19 protein-coding genes are annotated in these 18,318 nt (G+C 54.5%); 12 read left to right on the forward strand and 7 right to left on the reverse strand.

All coding sequences use genetic code 11. The annotated features are described in order from the left end of the window. Positions 1-82: 82 nt before the first annotated feature. Both hemB and NYE92_RS13570 read left to right on the forward strand, forming a co-directional pair. Positions 83-1,060, forward strand: a complete 978-nt coding sequence (gene hemB / locus NYE92_RS13565) for a porphobilinogen synthase (protein ID WP_014594817.1) — start codon at positions 83-85, stop codon at positions 1,058-1,060. A 287-nt stretch (positions 1,061-1,347) separates the two neighbouring features. After that, a complete protein-coding gene (locus NYE92_RS13570) occupies positions 1,348-1,812 on the forward strand; it encodes a helix-turn-helix domain-containing protein (RefSeq protein ID WP_013027587.1) in 465 nt (154 codons plus the stop codon). A 16-nt stretch (positions 1,813-1,828) separates the two neighbouring features. On the opposite strand, the gene NYE92_RS13575 is transcribed toward NYE92_RS13570, so the two are convergent. The 4 genes from NYE92_RS13575 to NYE92_RS13590 all read right to left on the reverse strand — a co-directional run bounded on the left by NYE92_RS13575 (position 1,829) and on the right by NYE92_RS13590 (position 4,446). Then, complete coding sequence (locus NYE92_RS13575; RefSeq protein ID WP_014594818.1) at positions 1,829-2,488, reverse strand: epoxyqueuosine reductase QueH; 660 nt, start codon at positions 2,486-2,488, stop codon at positions 1,829-1,831. Between the two features lie 123 nt (positions 2,489-2,611). Further along, a complete protein-coding gene (locus NYE92_RS13580) occupies positions 2,612-3,292 on the reverse strand; it encodes an SDR family oxidoreductase (protein WP_014604816.1) in 681 nt (226 codons plus the stop codon). Between the two features lie 133 nt (positions 3,293-3,425). After that, on the reverse strand, positions 3,426-4,247 hold the full coding sequence (locus tag NYE92_RS13585; RefSeq protein WP_013027590.1) for a hypothetical protein: 822 nt from the start codon (positions 4,245-4,247) through the stop codon (positions 3,426-3,428). A 1-nt stretch (position 4,248) separates the two neighbouring features. Beyond that, complete coding sequence (locus NYE92_RS13590) at positions 4,249-4,446, reverse strand: hypothetical protein (RefSeq protein WP_013027591.1); 198 nt, start codon at positions 4,444-4,446, stop codon at positions 4,249-4,251. Between the two features lie 632 nt (positions 4,447-5,078). Here NYE92_RS13590 and NYE92_RS13595 point away from each other — a divergent pair. The 8 genes from NYE92_RS13595 to NYE92_RS13630 all read left to right on the forward strand — a co-directional run bounded on the left by NYE92_RS13595 (position 5,079) and on the right by NYE92_RS13630 (position 13,331). Beyond that, the gene (locus NYE92_RS13595; protein WP_013027592.1) at positions 5,079-5,945 is read left to right on the forward strand and encodes a MurR/RpiR family transcriptional regulator; all 867 of its coding nucleotides are present in this window, start codon (positions 5,079-5,081) and stop codon (positions 5,943-5,945) included. An 18-nt stretch (positions 5,946-5,963) separates the two neighbouring features. Further along, positions 5,964-6,548 (forward strand): D-alanyl-D-alanine dipeptidase, encoded by a 585-nt coding sequence (gene ddpX / locus NYE92_RS13600; RefSeq protein WP_013027593.1) that lies wholly within the window; start codon positions 5,964-5,966, stop codon positions 6,546-6,548. Further along, the gene (locus tag NYE92_RS13605) at positions 6,545-8,110 is read left to right on the forward strand and encodes an ABC transporter substrate-binding protein (protein WP_014604815.1); all 1,566 of its coding nucleotides are present in this window, start codon (positions 6,545-6,547) and stop codon (positions 8,108-8,110) included. Before ddpX ends, NYE92_RS13605 begins: the two co-directional genes overlap by 4 nt. 54 nt (positions 8,111-8,164) lie before the next feature. After that, positions 8,165-9,181 carry an ABC transporter permease gene (locus tag NYE92_RS13610; RefSeq protein ID WP_029569247.1) on the forward strand — a complete coding sequence of 339 codons (1,017 nt, stop codon included), beginning with the start codon at positions 8,165-8,167 and terminating at the stop codon, positions 9,179-9,181. A gap of 3 nt (positions 9,182-9,184) precedes the next feature. Continuing rightward, on the forward strand, positions 9,185-10,078 hold the full coding sequence (gene ddpC / locus NYE92_RS13615) for a D,D-dipeptide ABC transporter permease (RefSeq protein ID WP_014604813.1): 894 nt from the start codon (positions 9,185-9,187) through the stop codon (positions 10,076-10,078). Continuing rightward, the gene (locus NYE92_RS13620; RefSeq protein ID WP_013027597.1) at positions 10,078-11,064 is read left to right on the forward strand and encodes an ABC transporter ATP-binding protein; all 987 of its coding nucleotides are present in this window, start codon (positions 10,078-10,080) and stop codon (positions 11,062-11,064) included. Before ddpC ends, NYE92_RS13620 begins: the two co-directional genes overlap by 1 nt. Further along, positions 11,057-12,007, forward strand: a complete 951-nt coding sequence (locus NYE92_RS13625) for an ABC transporter ATP-binding protein (RefSeq protein ID WP_072138373.1) — start codon at positions 11,057-11,059, stop codon at positions 12,005-12,007. The genes NYE92_RS13620 and NYE92_RS13625 overlap by 8 nt, the downstream gene beginning before the upstream one ends. 73 nt (positions 12,008-12,080) lie before the next feature. Next, positions 12,081-13,331, forward strand: a complete 1,251-nt coding sequence (locus NYE92_RS13630; RefSeq protein ID WP_014604811.1) for a D-amino acid dehydrogenase — start codon at positions 12,081-12,083, stop codon at positions 13,329-13,331. A 21-nt stretch (positions 13,332-13,352) separates the two neighbouring features. Here NYE92_RS13630 and NYE92_RS13635 read toward each other — a convergent pair whose 3' ends face one another. Next, positions 13,353-14,537: an NAD(P)/FAD-dependent oxidoreductase gene (locus NYE92_RS13635; RefSeq protein ID WP_014604810.1), complete on the reverse strand. Its 1,185-nt coding sequence runs from the start codon at positions 14,535-14,537 to the stop codon at positions 13,353-13,355. 242 nt (positions 14,538-14,779) lie between these two features. Here NYE92_RS13635 and pitA point away from each other — a divergent pair, with 242 nt between their 5' ends. Further along, a complete protein-coding gene (gene pitA, locus NYE92_RS13640) occupies positions 14,780-16,282 on the forward strand; it encodes an inorganic phosphate transporter PitA (RefSeq protein WP_128392450.1) in 1,503 nt (500 codons plus the stop codon). Between the two features lie 36 nt (positions 16,283-16,318). Here pitA and uspB read toward each other — a convergent pair whose 3' ends face one another. Further along, complete coding sequence (gene uspB / locus NYE92_RS13645; protein ID WP_014604809.1) at positions 16,319-16,654, reverse strand: universal stress protein UspB; 336 nt, start codon at positions 16,652-16,654, stop codon at positions 16,319-16,321. Between the two features lie 423 nt (positions 16,655-17,077). Here uspB and uspA point away from each other — a divergent pair, with 423 nt between their 5' ends. Next, positions 17,078-17,515 carry a universal stress protein UspA gene (gene uspA / locus NYE92_RS13650; RefSeq protein ID WP_014604808.1) on the forward strand — a complete coding sequence of 146 codons (438 nt, stop codon included), beginning with the start codon at positions 17,078-17,080 and terminating at the stop codon, positions 17,513-17,515. A gap of 53 nt (positions 17,516-17,568) precedes the next feature. Here uspA and rsmJ read toward each other — a convergent pair whose 3' ends face one another. Continuing rightward, on the reverse strand, positions 17,569-18,318 hold the full coding sequence (gene rsmJ, locus NYE92_RS13655; protein WP_041455812.1) for a 16S rRNA (guanine(1516)-N(2))-methyltransferase RsmJ: 750 nt from the start codon (positions 18,316-18,318) through the stop codon (positions 17,569-17,571).

An 18,318-nucleotide genomic window follows, 5' to 3' on the forward strand; every position in this document is an offset into this window, starting at 1 on the left:
GCACACCGCACACAAACCTTCATCGCCTGCACCTAATCGGAGTAGACTGTGCGTCTTATTTAAACTGGCTACGTGAGTGTCTATGTCTGATTTTTCCCTTACCCAACGTCCCAGAAGATTGCGCGCCAGCGCGTCAATGCGTGCAATGTTTCAGGAGTCCAGCCTTAGCCTGAACGATTTGGCCCTGCCCATTTTTGTTGAGGAAGGTGTTGATGACTATAAAGATATTCAGGCCATGCCTGGCGTAAGACGTATTCCTGAAAAACGTCTTGCCTATGAAATTGAACGTATCGCTAAGGCGGGCATTCGCTCGGTCATGACCTTCGGGATTTCCCATCATACCGACGCGACCGGCAGCGATGCGTGGAATGAAAACGGCCTGGTGGCGCGTATGTCGAAAATCTGCAAAGACACCGTGCCTGAAATGATCGTGATGTCGGATACCTGCTTCTGCGAATACACCAGCCACGGCCACTGTGGCGTGCTGTGTGACCACGGCGTCGATAACGATGCCACCCTGATCAATCTAGGCAAGCAGGCCGTTGTGGCGGCGGCGGCGGGGGCCGACTTTATCGCGCCTTCTGCCGCAATGGATGGCCAGGTTCAGGCGATACGCCAGGCGCTGGACGCCGCAGGCTTTACCCAGACAGCGATCATGTCTTATTCCACCAAGTTTGCATCATCCTTCTATGGCCCCTTCCGGGAAGCGGCAGGTACGGCCCTGAAAGGCGATCGTAAAACCTATCAGATGAACCCGATGAATCGTCGTGAGGCTATTCGCGAGTCGCTAATTGACGCGGCTGAAGGTGCCGATGCACTGATGGTTAAACCGGCCGGAGCCTATCTGGACATTCTGCGCGATATCCGCGAGCGCACCGAACTTCCGCTGGCGGCCTATCAGGTTAGTGGTGAGTACGCGATGATTAAATTCGCGGCCCAGGCGGGCGCCATCGATGAGCGTAATGTCGTGCTCGAAAGCCTTGGCGCGATCAAGCGGGCTGGCGCAGATTTGATTTTCAGCTATTTTGCACTTGAGTTGGCCGAGAACAACCTGCTCTGAGCCATGGCCCTTCTGCGACGGTGCCTGCACCCTCGCAGAAGGCGTTATTCCTGTCCGGTAAACGGGGAAATGAACGCGATGCTTATTGGCGTGAATTAATCACATCACTCATTATGCCCTCTATTCAGTAAACAAATAATACACAAATCGCAACGTAATATAATCTTTTATCCTTTACTTCCACATCGCAGGAAATAACCATTCACTTCCTTAAGAATCTTTACGCATGTAATGTTTTGAGAAACACAGGATAATTTACAATCACCTTCGAAATTTAAGGGGGTGTTATGAATGAGAACAAATACAATGAGAGCGTGATTATTTCTGTTACTGACTGGATTAATAAGAATCTGGACCAGCGCTTAAGCATTGACGACATTGCTGAAAAGGCGGGTTATTCAAAATGGTATCTACAAAAGTTATTTTCTCGTTATCATAATGAAACGCTGGCCCATTACATCCGTAGAAAGAAATTAATTGCCTGTATTAATGATTTAAAATACAGCCATGCGCCCATTATCAGCCTGGCGGTTAAATACCACTTTGAAAGTCAGCAGTCTTTTACCCGCTCCTTCAAGCAGATGATGGGCTGTACGCCTAGCGTATGCCGTAAAAGCCAGCGACTGAACGTTACCGACAGCAACGCCCATCCTTGCAGCGTATGTAGTAAGGCTGAAAACCCCCCAAAAAAGAAGTTATTTAGCGGAATAAACGAAACCTTCGGGGTTGGTCATTTAGTCCGCTTGCTTTAACCGTGGCAGCAAAAAACTAGTTATCATCAGGCTTATAGTACTGTACGCCAATCTGGATCCGCTCGCGACCACTGGCAACGCGATGACGATTGGTATCCCGTAGGGAGTAAACACAACCGCAATATTCCTGCTGATAAAAACTCTCACGCTTACTGATTTCAATCATGCGTGCCGATCCGCCGCCTTTACGCCAGTTGAATTCCCAGTAGGACAGATCGGGATAATGTGCGGCAGCACGGACGCCGCAGTCGTTAATTTGCTGCATGTTCTTCCAGCGGGAAATCCCCAGTGAACTTGTGATCACCGGGAAACCATTTTCATGGGCGTACAGCGCCGTGCGCTCGAAACGCATATCGAAGCACATGGTGCAGCGCTCACCGCGCTCCGGTTCCCACTCCATCCCTTTGGCACGTTTAAACCAGTCGTCACGATCGTAGTCCGCATCGACAAACGGCACGCCAAACTTTTCGGCAAAGCGGATATTTTCGTCTTTGCGCAGCTCATACTCTTTAAGCGGATGGATGTTCGGATTATAGAAATAGATGGTGTATTCAATGCCGGATGCCAGCATCGCCTCCATGACTTCTCCCGAACAGGGCGCGCAGCAGGAGTGCAACAGCACTTTTTTATGGCCACCCGGTAAGGGTAGCGGTTGTCGCTCGTAGGGCTGAGACATAAGCACCTTCAATCAATGTAATCAAAAGCGCAGTGTAATGCCGGGGCGTGGATGTTGCAAAATTTCACGCTGACGGGCTGCCATTATCCCTGTCAGCCCGTCAGCGTTACTGCAACCTTTACCTCACCACTGAAGCGTTTTGCCCGCGTAGTCCAGATAATGGTGGCCGCCACGTCCCCGACTGGCGGTTAACTGCGTAACAATCCCATTGGCGCTTTCTTCAGGCGTGAGCGGTGCCGCATCGCCTCCCATATCCGTTTTGACCCAGCCGGGATGCAGGGTTAGTAGCGTGCCGTTTTGCGCCGCCACCGGTCTGGCCAGCGAACGCGTGAGCATATTAAGAGCCGCTTTGCTGGCTGAGTAAAGTGGCGCTTCTGCATGTCGATTCTCATTCAGGCTGGCAAGTTGAGATGAGGTTAACGCCAGTACGCCGTGTTGCTGGTTCAGTAACGGCAGCAAAATTTCTGCGGTTCGTATCGGCGCAACGGCATTGGTCATAAACAGCTGGATTAGCTCAGCATCGTTGCTCTCTGACAGCTTCTGATGCGCAGGCCCGTAAATGCCGGCGTTGATCAGAATCGCGTCAAAAGGCGGCCCGCTCAGCCCAACCGCAAATTGCTTGACCGCCTCGGTCTGCGTCATATCGAGCCGACGCCAGTCAACCTGCGGGATTTCCCCCTGCGGGGGGACTTCACTGCGATGGGTTGCCGTGACCTGCCAGTTGTTGGCCGCAAACGCCTTGACGACCGCCAGTCCTATGCCACGTGATGCACCAATCACTAACGCTTTGCCTTGATAAGCCATAGAGTTTCCTCGTTGATAAACGCAGTAAACAGCGTAGATACGTATTGGCAAACACACTGCATCATCAATGCTATTTTGCATTCAGACAGCATTGATGGGGCAGTGAATACGTACGGACAGAGGTGTTGCTGTATTATTCAATTTGCTGGTCTGGCGGGGATGAATGGTCACCTTCACGACTTTTCTCAACGCTCTGCGGATGGTCTTCGCCCATTGACAGTGCAGTTGCGCTGGCAGGATCAAACAGTGAGAAGCTTTCAATCTGATCCACCATGATGACTTTTCGAAATGCCATCGCGTTTTTCGGCTCAGAATCCAGTGTGATGTCGTGCTCGGCATACCAACTGCTGTAGTTGTGCTCGACCGACAGTTTCAGCGTATGGCTGTCGCGGTAGCCGCTCAGCATCGGGATGAGCACGATATTGGCCGTGCGCTCATATTCAAAGGTGGCAGCGTGTACCATGCCGATATAAATACGACGGGATTTTAAGGTGATCCACGCCAGCTCTCCTTCTTCCATGCACTGGAACAGCATCTGTTCAACACCATTGGATCGTGAAAGCTTCTGATAAAGATCTTTGCGACCTGACACGTTCAGTTGTGCGCTGCCTGCCCAGTTTGACCGGTAGAGACAGAACAGGATGGCAAAGCCCAGCATGATTACCACTGGGGCCTGAATACCGAGAAAACTCCAGTTCATGAACTTCATTTGCAGTTGCAAATGATCGCCAGGAAACGCATACAGGAAATTGGAAACGCTTGAAATAATAAACAAGATAAACCAGATAAGGGCGGTGACGAAAACGCCCTGCAGTACAAAAATACAGCCGTAAAGTGCGACAAGAAAATAGACATCCCATCCTGAAGAACGACGCATTTTGAAACGGCTGGACAGATCCCGGCTGGTGTACCAATAACCACTCACCATCAGTACCATAAAAATTGCGGTTCCCACCTCAAACTCCCTTTAAGGTATTGACGTGCCGATTGAAATCTTCCTTTACTTCATCACTGAGAATATTGACGGCAGCATTGCCATTTTCATCAATAATTATGCGCTCACCATCCGCAATGGAGTCGTTTATGTCCTGGCGGCTCATTATCTGCAGGAATTTATCCGGGCTGGCGAACAAAGAACGAACGAAGCTAATCATGATGTGTCACTTAACGAGTCAAAAAAGCAAGTATGTGACTGAATCGTGTTTACTGCCATTTTATTGCCGGTAAACATTCTTAAAAGTCACTTTAGCGAAGCGGTAGTCAGCCATAATTTTTTCTGCATGTAAAAGGCCGCCGTTTTTAAAAAATCACGCCAGAAACAGGTTATTTTAACGCTGAATTTTCCCCTGCGCGGCCACCGCTGATTTTTGCTTTACCTCACTCATTGAGGTTCAAAACGCGACCTGAAAAACCGATCGTCTTTGACTGGCCCTCAGCATGGCGAGTAATGTCTCCGCACCGTTCAGGCCACTCAGGCCTTGTCCTCAGACCTCGTAGCGCAACGGCCTTAACCGCGCTGACCGGGTCCGCGCCGTGCTGAACCGTTTTCTTCACCTGCATCACATTTCCCGCCGATTTTGTTGCCCCAATGTGATGCAGGTTTCAAATATGTTGCACCCTAATTGCGCCAGATTGATGGACGGGCTATTCACTCCTCTCACTCCCTTTACTGAATCCTCTGACGTGCGGCTTATTTTCATGCACCTCAGAAATATGGCATGCATTGTGCTTGTTACCTGACTAACAACGCAGCAGACAATGACAGCCAGGTAACATTGAGGACAACATGAGCGCGAACGAAGCCCTGTTCAAAAAAATCGAAGCCGCTTTTAGCCTGCAAACGCCAAGCGAAAAGCGGATTAGTTCGTGGCTGTTAAGTCATCCCGAGCAAATTCCGTTTGAAACGGCTGACAGCATCGCCCAGGCGACCGGTACCAGCGGTATAACCGTAGGGCGTTACCTGCGTAAGCTGGGGTTTAAAAACCTTGATGATGTGAAAAACCTGCTGCGCGACGTCCCCAATACGCCCTACAAGCAATGGGGCGTTATTGACCGTCTTGATTCCTGGGAGCAGCAACGCACCCTGCCCGACCTGTCCAGCCAGTCCCTGCAGATGGAGCTGGATGCCATTCGCTATGTCTATCAGCTGGCCCAAACGGATACTTTCCGCCATATCAGCCAGCAAATCGCGGATGCCGACACGGTCATCGTGCTGGGTATTCAGTCTACACGCGGCATTGCCAACACCTTTTTCAGTCATCTGGAATATTTGCGCCCGCGCGTTACCTACGCCGATGGCAGCTCAGGCAGCTGGCTGGAGTCGCTGAATTCCGAGTCTTCAAGGCCTTACGTCATTCTTACCGATACCCGGGCCTATTCCACCGTAGCAAGGCAGTTTTGCCGGATTGCCACCGAGCGCCAGGTCGCGATGGCGCTCGTCACCGATATCTGGTGCCCATGGGCGCGTGATTACCCGGTTGATCTGCTTCAGGTAAAAACGGATACCGCCAATTTCTGGGACTCTCTTGCGCCCATTAGTTGCCTTTTCAACCTGCTGCTGTCTGCCATCGTGGAACGACTTGGCCCGGCGCTTTCTGAGCGTCTGGCACAGAACCGACTGTTGCAGCAGGAATTTGGCCAGTTTGAACATTAACAAAACAGGGATTACAGCATGATGCAGGAAACAGAGTTGGTCGATATTGCAGCGGCCTTTCCCGCGCTCACTATCGACCTGAAATATGCCACCGCCGATAACATCACGGGACAGCCCATCTACAGCGTCGCCCGCTGTCTGCTGCACCCCGATGCGGTCAGCGCGCTGGCGAAAAGCATCGCTATCGCAAAAGTGGCCGGATTGAGTCTGCTGGTGCTGGACGCCTATCGCCCGCAAAAAGCCCAGGAGCTGCTGTGGCACGCCTGCCCCGATCAGAATTACGTGGTGCCTTTATCGCAAGGATCCAACCATAGTCGTGGTACCGCCATTGACGTCACGCTGGTCGATGCCGAAGGTCAGATCCTGGATATGGGTACCGGATTCGATGAAATGCAGGCGTTGTCCCATCCCTATCATCCCGACGTACCGCTAACGGCTCAACGTAACAGGCTGCTGCTTAATGCCGTGATGTTTGGCGGCGGCTTCACTGGCATTGCCACGGAATGGTGGCATTTCGAATTACCGGAAGCGGCCCGTTATCCGCTGCTCAATGATGTTTTTACCTGCATATCCCCAGCCCAGACTGACGGAGTATTACCATGAAAATGACGCACACAGCACCCGGCTATTTTCGCCCTTTGTTACTGGCCATGACCCTTGCTGCCACCACGACATCCGTCCTGGCGGCGGTTCCCAAAGACATGTTGGTGATAGGTAAAGCTGCCGATCCCCAGACGCTTGATCCTGCCGTGACTATCGATAATAACGACTGGACCGTTACCTATCCTGCCTACCAACGATTGATCAAATACAAAACCGAGGACGGGAAGGGTTCGACAGACGTTGAAGGCGATCTGGCAGAAAGCTGGCAGAGCAGCGAGGACGGAAAGGTGTGGACGTTTAAATTACGTCCCGGCGCCGCGTTTGCGGATGGGTCAGCCGTTAACGCGGAGGCCGTTAAGCTGTCGTTTGAGCGCCTGCTGCGCATTAAGCAGGGGCCTTCAGAAGCGTTCCCGTCCGATCTCAACGTTGAGATCGTGGACCCGCTTACCGTGCGCTTCACACTGAAGACGCCGTTTGCGCCTTTCCTTTACACTCTCGCTAACGACGGCGCTTCCATCATCAACCCTGCCGTGCTGAAAGCGAATGCCGCTGACGACGCGCGCAGTTATTTGGCCGACCATACCGCGGGCTCTGGCGCCTACATGCTGCAGCGCTGGCAGAAAGGTCAGCAGCTCGTGCTGGTGCCGAATCCACATTTCTCCGGACCTAAGCCTGCCTTTAAGCGCGTGTCCGTAAAGATTATCAGTGAAAGTTCGGCCCGACGCCTGCAGCTGGCAAAAGGTGATGTGGACATTGCGGACGCCCTGCCGATGGACCAGTTTGCCGCCCTGAAAAAGCAAAATGAGGTGGCAGTGCGGGATTATCCCGCTCTGCGCGTGACCTATCTCTATCTCAACAACAGTAAACCGCCTCTGAACCAGCCCGATTTGCGCAGAGCGATCTCCTGGGCCACCGATTATCAGGGAATGGTGCAGGGCATTCTGGGCGGCAACGGTAAACAGATGCGTGGACCGATTCCGGAAGGCATGTGGGGCTACGATGCCAAGGCCATGCAGTACAGCTTTAATCTTGCGAAAGCCAAAGCGGAGATGGATAAAGTGGCCACTAAACCGCAGTCGCTGTCGTTCCTCTATTCTGACAACGATCCCAACTGGGAGCCGATTGCCCTGTCGATGCAGGCCAACCTTCAGGCTATTGGCATCAATGTGAAGCTGGAAAAACTGGCCAACGCCACCATGCGTGAGCGCATCGGTAAAGCAGACTATGACATCGCGATTGGTAACTGGAGCCCGGACTTCGCCGATCCCTACATGTTTATGAATTACTGGTTTGCGTCAGACAAAAAAGGCCTGCCGGGTAACCGCTCCTTTTATTCCAACCCTGAAGTCGATGCGCTGCTGAAAAAAGCGGTATCGACCACGAATCAGGCTGAGCGGACTGCCGATTACCAGCAAGCGCAAAATATCGTGATTAACGATGCAGCTTACGTTTACTTATTCCAGAAAAATTATCAGGTTGCGATGAACAAATCGGTTAAAGGCTACGTGTTTAACCCGATGCTCGAGCAAATATTTAACATCGCCACCATGCATAAAGAATAACACCGCTCACGCCCGTTCATGCAGGGCCTGCCTGGCCCTGCTGAGGAAGACATGATGAGTTACTGGAGTTTATTAAGACAGCGTAGCTGGGGACTACTGTTGGTGGTCGCCGGCGTCTGCGTCATTACATTTATTATTTCGCATCTTATTCCCGGGGATCCTGCCAGGCTGCTGGCGGGCGACCGCGCCAGTGATGAAATCGTCCAGCACATCCGTCAGCAGTTGGGGCTGGATTTACCGTTATGGCAACAATTTATCCGTTATGTGGAGCAGCTGTTACATGGCGACCTGGGCACCTCTATCCGGACAGGTCGCCCGGTCCTGGACGATCTGCGGGCGTTTTTTCCCGCGACTCTGGAACTGGCCTTTTGTGCCCTGACCATCGCCCTGCTCGTTGGCGTGCCGCTGGGCGTGCTCTCTGCGGTGTATCGTAACCGCTGGCTCGATCATCTGGTTCGTCTGCTGGCGCTGACCGGGATTTCCACACCGGCCTTCTGGCTGGGCCTGGGGGCGATCGTGCTGTTCTATGGCAAGTTAAACCTGCTGCCCGGCGGCGGACGGCTGGATGACTGGCTCGATCCCCCTGCGCGCGTTACCGGCTTCTATCTGATCGATGCCCTGCTGGAAGGCAACATCGAAGTCTTCTTTAATGCGCTTCAGCATCTGATCCTGCCTGCCACCACCCTGGCCTTTGTTCACCTTGGCATTGTGGCGCGCCAGATTCGCTCGGCCATGCTGGAGCAGTTGAGCGAAGACTATATTCGTACCGCGCTGGCCAGCGGGCTGCCGAAATGGACTATCGTCGTGCGCTATGCCCTGCCCAATGCCCTGATTCCCTCCGTAACCGTACTGGGCCTGGCATTAGGCGACCTGCTGTATGGTGCAGTATTAACCGAAACCGTGTTTGCCTGGCCAGGTATGGGCGCGTATGTGGTGTCTTCTATTCAGGCGCTTGATTTCCCGGCGGTGATGGGCTTCGCCATCGTGGTTTCCTTTGCTTACGTGCTGGTAAACCTGTTCGTGGATCTTCTTTATCTGTGGATTGACCCGCGAATGGGTCGGGGAGCGTAGAACATGATGATAACGCAAGAGCAGCCCGCCGTGCGTCAGGTAAAACCCAGCCTGTTCGCCTGGAAACGCCGCCTGTGGATGCTAAGTAAAAGCCCTCTGACCCTGTTGGGTGCCGCCATCATCACGCTGATGCTGGGATTAATGGTGTTTTCACCGTGGATTGTGCCGCACGATCCCAACGCCATTAGCCTGACCGATCGCCTCCAGCCACCCAGTGCCGCGCACTGGTTCGGGACTGATGAGGTGGGGCGGGATCTGTTCAGCCGTGTCCTGGTGGGGAGCCAGCAGTCGGTCGCGGCAGGGCTGGCGGTCGTGCTGCTGGCAGGCATAAGCGGCTCGTTACTGGGCTGTCTGTCCGGCGTATTAGGTGGCCGCAGCGATGCGATAATTATGCGCCTGATGGACATCATGCTGTCTATTCCTTCTCTGGTACTGACCATGGCGCTGGCTGCCGCGCTGGGGCCGAGCCTGTTCAACGCCATGCTGGCTATCGCCATTGTGCGCATCCCTTTCTATGTCCGGCTGGCGCGCGGTCAGACGTTAATCGTCAAACAGCATACCTTTGTTGAAGCGGCAAAAACGTTCGGTGCTTCGCGCTGGCACCTGATTAGCTGGCATATCCTGCGCAATGCTCTGCCGCCCTTGGTGGTGCAGGCCTCCCTGGATATTGGCAGCGCCATTTTGATGGCGGCCACGTTGGGTTTTATCGGGCTGGGCGCTCAGCAACCGACGGCGGAATGGGGGGCAATGGTGGCTAACGGACGTAACTATGTTCTTGACCAGTGGTGGTACTGCACCTTTCCCGGGGCCGCGATTTTGATCACAGCGGTGGGATTCAATCTGTTTGGCGATGGCATCCAGGACCTGCTGGACCCCAAAGCGGGAGGACGTAACTGATGCAAGAAAGAATTCTGACGATCGAGGATTTACGTCTCAGCTTCCCGGTTTATCAGGGAGAGGTGAACGTGCTGAATAGCGTATCAATGCACATCAATCGCGGCGAGATTGTGGGCGTTGTCGGCGAATCAGGTTCGGGGAAATCCGTCACCGCCATGCTGGCGATGCGGCTCATTCCGGAACACAGCTATCACATCAAAGGCGGCAGGCTGGAGCTGGCGGGTCAGGATGTCCTCGCCGCCAGTGAAGTGGACATGCGCAAAATGCGCGGCAATCGTGTTGCCATGATTTTTCAGGAGCCCATGACCGCGCTGAATCCGACCCGCCGCATTGGCAAACAGATGGTCGATGTGATCAGACAGCATCGTCCTCTGTCTGTCCGTGAGGCAAAAGCCCGGGCGCTTACGCTGCTGGGCGATATGCAAATTGCGGATGCGAAGAACGTTATGGAGCGCTATCCCTTTGAACTGTCAGGCGGAATGCGTCAGCGCGTCATGATTGCCCTGGCCTTTTCCTGTGAGCCAGACCTGCTGATTGCGGATGAACCCACGACCGCACTGGATGTTACCGTTCAGCGGCAGGTACTGCGCCTGTTGAAACAAAAAGCCGAAGCGACCGGCACCGCCGTGCTGTTTATCAGTCACGATATGGCTGTGGTTTCACAGCTGTGCGATCGGATCTACGTTATGTATGCCGGGTCCGTCATTGAAAGCGGCGTCACTGAAACCGTGCTGCGTTCACCACGCCATCCCTATTCCATTGGTCTGCTGGCCTGCTCGCCTGACGCGATTGAACCGCGTGCTCCGCTGGCATCCATTTCCGGCACCGTGCCTAATCTGGCCTGTTTACCCGCAGGCTGTGCCTTTCGCGATCGCTGTTTTGCGGCAGGAGAACGCTGCACCACCACGCCGCGCTTGCATACTACCGACAACGCCGCGCAGCAGGTTGCCTGCTGGTATCCACAACAGGAGGCGCAGCATGTCTGACGCTCTGCTTACGCTGCAAAACGTACATGTCACCTTCCCGGCCAAAAAGAACTGGCGCGGCAAAGTCATGGAACAGGTCCATGCGCTGAATGGCCTGGATATGGAGGTCAGACAGGGAGAAACGCTGGGGATTGTTGGCGAATCCGGCTGTGGAAAAAGCACCCTGGCGAAACTGTTGATGGGCATGCTCAGCCCAACCTCAGGCCAGCTCGAACTGGCAACAGCGCCTGCCGATAACCGGGGACGTCGCATGCAAATGGTGTTTCAGGATCCGCTCTCTTCACTCGACCCCCGCCTGCCCGTCTGGCGCATTATCACCGAGCCGGTGTGGATTCAGTCGCGTGCTTCAGAAAAAACGCGGCGCGCGTTGGCGGAATCACTGGCTCACCAGGTCGGTATTCGCCCCGAATATCTGGACCGTCCGCCGCATGCGTTTTCCGGCGGCCAGCGTCAGCGCATCGCGATTGCCCGGGCCCTGTCATCGCAGCCCGATATTATCGTGCTGGATGAACCGACCTCGGCACTGGATATTTCTGTTCAGGCGCAGATTCTGAATCTGCTGGTAGAACTGCAAAAACAGCAAAACCTGACCTATATCCTGATATCGCACAACGTGTCGGTCGTGCGCCATATGAGCGATCGCGTTGCAGTCATGTATCTGGGACAAATTGTGGAGCTGGGTGAAACACAGCGCGTCCTTGACGCCCCGCAACATCCTTATACCCAGCTACTGATGGCGTCCGTGCCGCGCATCGGCGCAGTGTTGGATGGCGCGCCGCTGAACACCGAGCTACCGGGTAACCGCCACCTGCCAACGGGATGCTATTTCCGCGACCGCTGTCCGCAAGCCACCAGCGGCTGCGAGGCGCCTCAGTTACTTCTGTCGCAGGAAAAAGGCAGCGCGGTGCGATGCTGGCAGGCACAAAACCGGGGTCAGGCATAAGCCACAACGAGAACAGATGGCCCAGGCAACGCCTGCGCCATTGAGCGATAACGCATGCAGGATAACGATCAAAATGAAAATTATTGTACTCGGCAGTGGTGTCGTGGGCGTAACAACCGCCTGGTATCTGCAGCAGGCCGGACATCAGGTGACCGTGATTGATAAAGAAGCCGGTCCGGCATTAGGCACCAGCGCGGCCAATGCCGGGCAAATTTCCCCAGGCTATGCCGCGCCCTGGGCTGCGCCGGGCGTTCCCTTAAAGGCGGTGAAATGGATGGTACAGCGTCATGCTCCCCTTTCCGTGCGCCCGGATGGCTCACGTTTTCAGCTTGCCTGGATGATGCAAATGCTGAAAAACTGCAATCCGCAGAGTTACGCCGAAAATAAGGCCAGAATGGTCAGGCTGGCAGAGTACAGCCGGGACTGCATCAGAGCACTGCGGGCCAGCACGGGCATTGAATATGAAGGGCGTCAGGGCGGCACGCTGCAGCTGTTTCGCACCGCTCAGCAGTTTGACAATGCGGCACGCGATATCGCCGTGTTGCAGGACGCCGGCGTTCCTTATCAACTGCTGGAAGCCTCACAACTGGCCGAGGTTGAACCGGCGCTGGCGGCGGTTAAGCATAAGCTGACCGGCGGGCTGCGACTGCCTAATGACGAAACCGGCGATTGCCAGTTATTTACCCAGCGGCTTGCGGCAATGGCGCGCGAGGCGGGCGTCGACTTTCGCTTTAACACAACCGTGGATGCGCTGCTGACACAGGGAGACAGGATCAGCAGTATGACCTGTGGCAGCGAAACGCTGACGGCGGACGGATACGTCATGGCGCTGGGTTCGTACTCCACGCCATTACTCCGGCCACTCATGTCTGTTCCGGTTTACCCACTCAAAGGCTACTCGCTGACGATCCCCATTGCCGATGCGTCAGCCGCGCCGGTGTCCACGGTGCTGGATGAAACCTACAAAATTGCCATTACGCGCTTTGATGATCGCATTCGCGTGGGCGGTATGGCGGAAATTGTGGGATACAGCAACACCCTGCTGCCTGCCAGACGGCAAACACTCGAAATGGTAGTGAACGACCTTTATCCCCGTGGCGGTCGCGTTGAGCAGGCAACCTTCTGGACCGGGTTACGTCCCATGACGCCTGACGGCACGCCCATCGTCGGCCATACACATTTCAGCAACCTGTGGCTGAATACCGGCCACGGTACGCTGGGCTGGACGATGGCCTGCGGCTCCGGCCAGCTGTTGAGTGATGTGATTTCAGGCAAACCGCCCGAGATTGCCCATGCGGACTATGCGGTTTCGCGTTATGCCTGAGTGCAGGGCGAGATGGCGACCTTACAGCGCCTGGGCGCAGGCCCAGGCCGAACTCCAGGCCCACTGGAAATTATAGCCGCCGAGCCAGCCAGTCACGTCCACCACCTCACCGATAAAATACAGCCCCGGTACGTCCCGCGCTTCCATCGTCTTCGATGACAGTTGAGTAGTATCAACGCCACCGAGGGTCACTTCGGCGGTGCGATAACCTTCGGTGCCGTTAGGCTGAACCTGCCAGCCATGCAGCGTCTGCACCAGCTCTGTTTGCTGCTTGCGGTTAAGTTGCTTCAGCGTCACATCCGGCACGACGTTCATATCCTGTAGGACCTCCACCAGGCGCTTGGGCAGAATTTTCGCCAGGCTGTTTTTCAGGCTCAGATTCGGATGCGCCTCACGTTGAATCGTCAGGAAATCCTCAAGACGGGTGGCCGGAGAGAGGTCCACAGTGAGGTATTCGCCCGGCTGCCAGTAGCTGGAAATCTGCAACACTGCCGGGCCGGACAGGCCGCGGTGGGTGAACAACATCGCCTCTTTGAACAGGGTGCCGTCTTTTGCCGCAATGGTCGTATCCAGCGCAACGCCTGACAGCGTCTGCAACTGTTCCAGGAGTGGTTTATGTAAGGTAAAGGGCACCAGCGCCGCGCGCGTGGGCAGCACCTTCAGCCCAAACTGCTCAGCAATTTTATAGCCAAACGGTGATGCACCCAGGCCCGGCATGGAAAGGCCGCCACTGGCAATGACCAGCTTCTCAGCCTGAACCGCGCTGCCGTTGAGCTGCAGGCTGTAGCCCGCATCATCCCGGGTTACGCTCAGTATTTCGCTGCGCAGCCGAACGGTGACACCACCTTTGTCACATTCGGCCATTAATAAATCGACCACCTGCTGGGCAGAATCATCGCAAAACAGCTGCCCCAGGGTTTTCTCATGCCAGGCGATACCGTGGCGATTCACCAGATCGATAAAATCCCATTGGGTATAGCGCGCGAGGGCCGACTTACAAAAGTGGGGATTATTCGACAGGTAGGCGGCCGGTTCAGTGTAGAGATTGGTGAAATTGCAGCGCCCACCGCCAGACATCAAAATCTTGCGTCCCGGCTTCTTGCCGTTATCCAGCAGTAACACGCGGCGACCACGCTGTCCGGCCTGCGCAGCACAAAAAAGCCCGGCAGCGCCTGCCCCAATTACGATAACGTCAAACTGTTCCACTGCTTTTGCCCACCAGGTAAGAGAGGGGCAGATTGTAGTGATCTGCTCCTGTGGATGCCAGTGTCAAAATTTTGCCGTAAATATGTCACAATGTAACCAGCTAATTTTTATAGCTTTTGTATCCGTTCACCGGGTTAATTGACACTTTTAGTCCAAATCATGACTATATTTTCCTTTCCCAGACAGCATGTTGTCGCGGATAATGCGCCGCGTTCATGTCCTCCAAAAATGGCGTAACGTCTATGCTACATCTGTTTGCTGGTCTAGATCTTAGCACCGGCCTGTTACTGATACTTGCTCTGCTGTTTGTATTGTTTTACGAAGCAATTAACGGCTTTCATGATACGGCCAACGCGGTTGCGACGGTCATTTATACCCGTGCCATGCGGGCGCAGCTTGCCGTTTTAATGGCAGGCGTCTTCAACTTCTTTGGTGTATTGCTCGGCGGATTAAGCGTGGCTTACGCTATCGTGCATATGCTGCCTACCGATCTGCTGCTGAATGTCGGATCGGCCCACGGTCTCGCCATGGTCTTTTCCATGCTGCTGGCGGCGATTATCTGGAACCTGGGTACCTGGTATTTGGGCCTGCCCGCGTCCAGTTCCCATACCTTAATCGGCGCGATTATCGGCATTGGCCTGACGAACGCGTTGATGAGCGGCACATCGGTCGTTGATGCGCTTAACATCCCGAAAGTGCTGAATATTTTCCTGTCTCTGATTCTTTCCCCTATTGTCGGACTGGTGATTGCGGGCAGCCTAATTTTTCTTCTCCGCCGTTACTGGAGTAACACCAAAAAGCGTGCGCGTATTCATATGACGCCCGCCGATCGCGAGAAGATTGATGGCAAGAAAAAACCGCCTTTCTGGACGCGCACGGCACTGATTATCTCCGCCATTGGTGTCAGTTATTCACACGGTGCGAACGACGGGCAGAAAGGCATTGGCCTGATCATGCTGGTTCTGATAGGCGTTGCGCCAGCCGGCTTCGTGGTGAATATGAACGCATCGGGTTACGACATTACGCGTACACGGGATGCGGTCAATCATCTTGAGCAGTATTATCAACAGCACCAGGCCTCACTGAACCACATCATCGAGATGGCGCCGCCTAAGCTGCCCACCCCGGAAGAAGTGGCGCCGGTATCATCGACAGAGTTTCATTGCGACAGTGCTCGTGCGCTGCAGGCCGTGCAACGTGCTCAGTTGCTGCTGAACAACCTGCAAAGCTACAGCGATCTGTCCGTCGAGCAGCGTAGTCAGATGCGTCGCCTGCTGCTGTGTATTTCCGACACCGCCGATAAAGCGGCGAAGCTGCCGGAAACCTCTCCAGACGATAAACGTTTCCTGGGCAAGCTCAAAGGCGATCTGTTGAACACCATTGAGTACGCGCCGGTATGGATCATCATGGCGGTTGCGCTGGCATTAGGCGTCGGCACCATGATCGGCTGGCGTCGCGTGGCCACCACCATCGGTGAGAAAATTGGTAAGAAGGGCATGACCTATGCGCAGGGCATGTCTGCGCAGGTGACGGCGGCCGTGTCGATAGGCATCGCCAGCTACACCGGCATGCCGGTCTCCACCACGCATATCCTCTCTTCTTCCGTTGCCGGCACCATGCTGGTTGACGGCGGCGGCTTGCAGGGCAAAACCATCAAAAACATCGCCATGGCGTGGGTATTTACCCTGCCGGTCTGTATTTTGTTATCGGGTTCGCTCTACTGGATAGCGCTGAAACTCATCTGATTCGGCGGCATACCAGGGCGACTTCGGTCGCCCTTTTTAATGCCAGATGGCCAGCGCAATCAGGCTGATAATCACCAATCCACACAGTGAACTGGTTAAGATAAACAGACCTCTCACCCGCTCACACCGGCGAATGAATTCGTCGTCATGATGATCAAGATAGCGCCTAGCCCAGATGTAACGCACCAGCCGCACCTGCTTGCCGGGCTGACCATGGGATGTGAAAAATCCCGCGCCATCAACATACTGATAGAGCAGCGGATCACAGCCACGCAGAACCACCAACAGCGCACGCAGCGATGAGAAATAGCGCGCCATATTCACAATACATACCACACAAAGAGCCCAAAAAAGCGCGATAGTGCTGATCATGTCATCCTCCTTACCGGCACCGCAGCAGGGTGCTGAGCGCGCACCCTGTTGAACAGTCCCTGCAGAATTAGCCAACAACCCCGTAAAGCGATTTGTAGTTTTATTTTGAATCATCAGAAAAGTAGCAACCGTGTGACGCAGGCTGCTTTTTCCAGTTTAGGAGAAATGTTCAATTTTTTACCAGCGAGGATTTTCGTTTTATACGAGTAAAAATCGTTCATCATTGATCTTATTCACAACCCAGGCGGCTTCAGAAGCATTTGTTAACACACAGGGCTATACTTTCAGGTATAACAACATCATCGCCTGTGCTGTACATTAATCATCTCGGTGGCGCTCATCGCCCGTTCGCGCAATGGATTTCGCAACTGTGACGCGTCTGGAAACCGCTGCCATTCTGAATCTCGTGGAAGGAGTAATATCATGGCTTATAAACATATCCTGATTGCAGTCGATCTTTCGCCAGAAAGCCAGTTGTTAGTGGATAAAGCTGTCTCACTCGCGCGCCCTTACGACGCAAAAATCTCGCTGATTCATGTCGATGTTAATTACTCGGATCTCTACACCGGCCTGATTGATGTCAACCTGGGAGATATGCAAAAGCGTATTTCTGAGGAAACGCATCTGGCGCTAAAAAGCCTGTCCGATGCCGCGGGCTACCCTATCACCGAAACCCTGAGCGGCAGTGGCGACCTGGGGCAGGTGCTGGTGGATGCGATTAAGAAATACGATGTGGACATGGTGGTGTGCGGTCATCATCAGGACTTCTGGAGCAAGCTGATGTCGTCTGCCCGCCAGTTGATCAATACCGTGCACATCGACATGCTGATTGTGCCGCTGCGTGACGAAGAGGATGAATAATTCGCGAGCGTTAAGCCGGTGCGACTGAGGTGCCGACCGGCTTAAAACCACGATTAAGACAGAGGCGGATAGATATCGAAGCGGTGGCTTTTGGTGACCACCGCAGACTGCGTGGCAACACCGGCCAGCGGTGGCGCGTAGTCGGGACGCTTCACCACAATACGTTTCTTTGCCAGACGGCGAGCCGGTGCCAGCAGTGCGTCGGCATCTTCATCCGCCCCCACCAGCGACTGAAAGACCCGCATCTCTTTTTTTACCATGGCGCTTTTTTGCCGATGGGGATACATAGGATCGAGATATACCACGTCCGGCTGCGGGGTAATATCGGTCAGAGCCTGAATGCTGGAAGCATGAATCAGCGTCAGGCGTTCGCGCAGCCAGCCGCCAATTTCTGCATCTTCATAGCCACGCGTCAGCCCGTCCTCCAGCAGTGCGGCCACCACCGGATGGCGCTCCAGCATGCGAACCCGACAGCCCAGCGCGGCCAGCACAAAGGCATCCCGTCCTAATCCGGCGGTGGCGTCCACCACATTGGGCAGGTAGGTCCCTTTTATCCCCACTGCCTTCGCGACGGCTTCACCGCGGCCACCGCCAAAACGACGTCGATGTGCCAGGGCACCGGAGGCGAAATCCACAAAGATGCCCCCCAGTTTGGGCTCATCCCGTTTGCGCAGTTCAAGATGTGTGGCGGTCTTCACCAGCGCCAGCGCGGCGTCATCACAGTGCGTCAGTTGCCAGCGTGCGGCTAAAACAGGTAAGGCGCCGTCACCGGCGCCTGTCTCATCAAGCAAACAGATTTTCAC

This window comes from Pantoea sp. B566, from assembly GCF_024793925.1.
Classification (GTDB): Bacteria; Pseudomonadota; Gammaproteobacteria; order Enterobacterales; family Enterobacteriaceae; genus Pantoea; species Pantoea ananatis.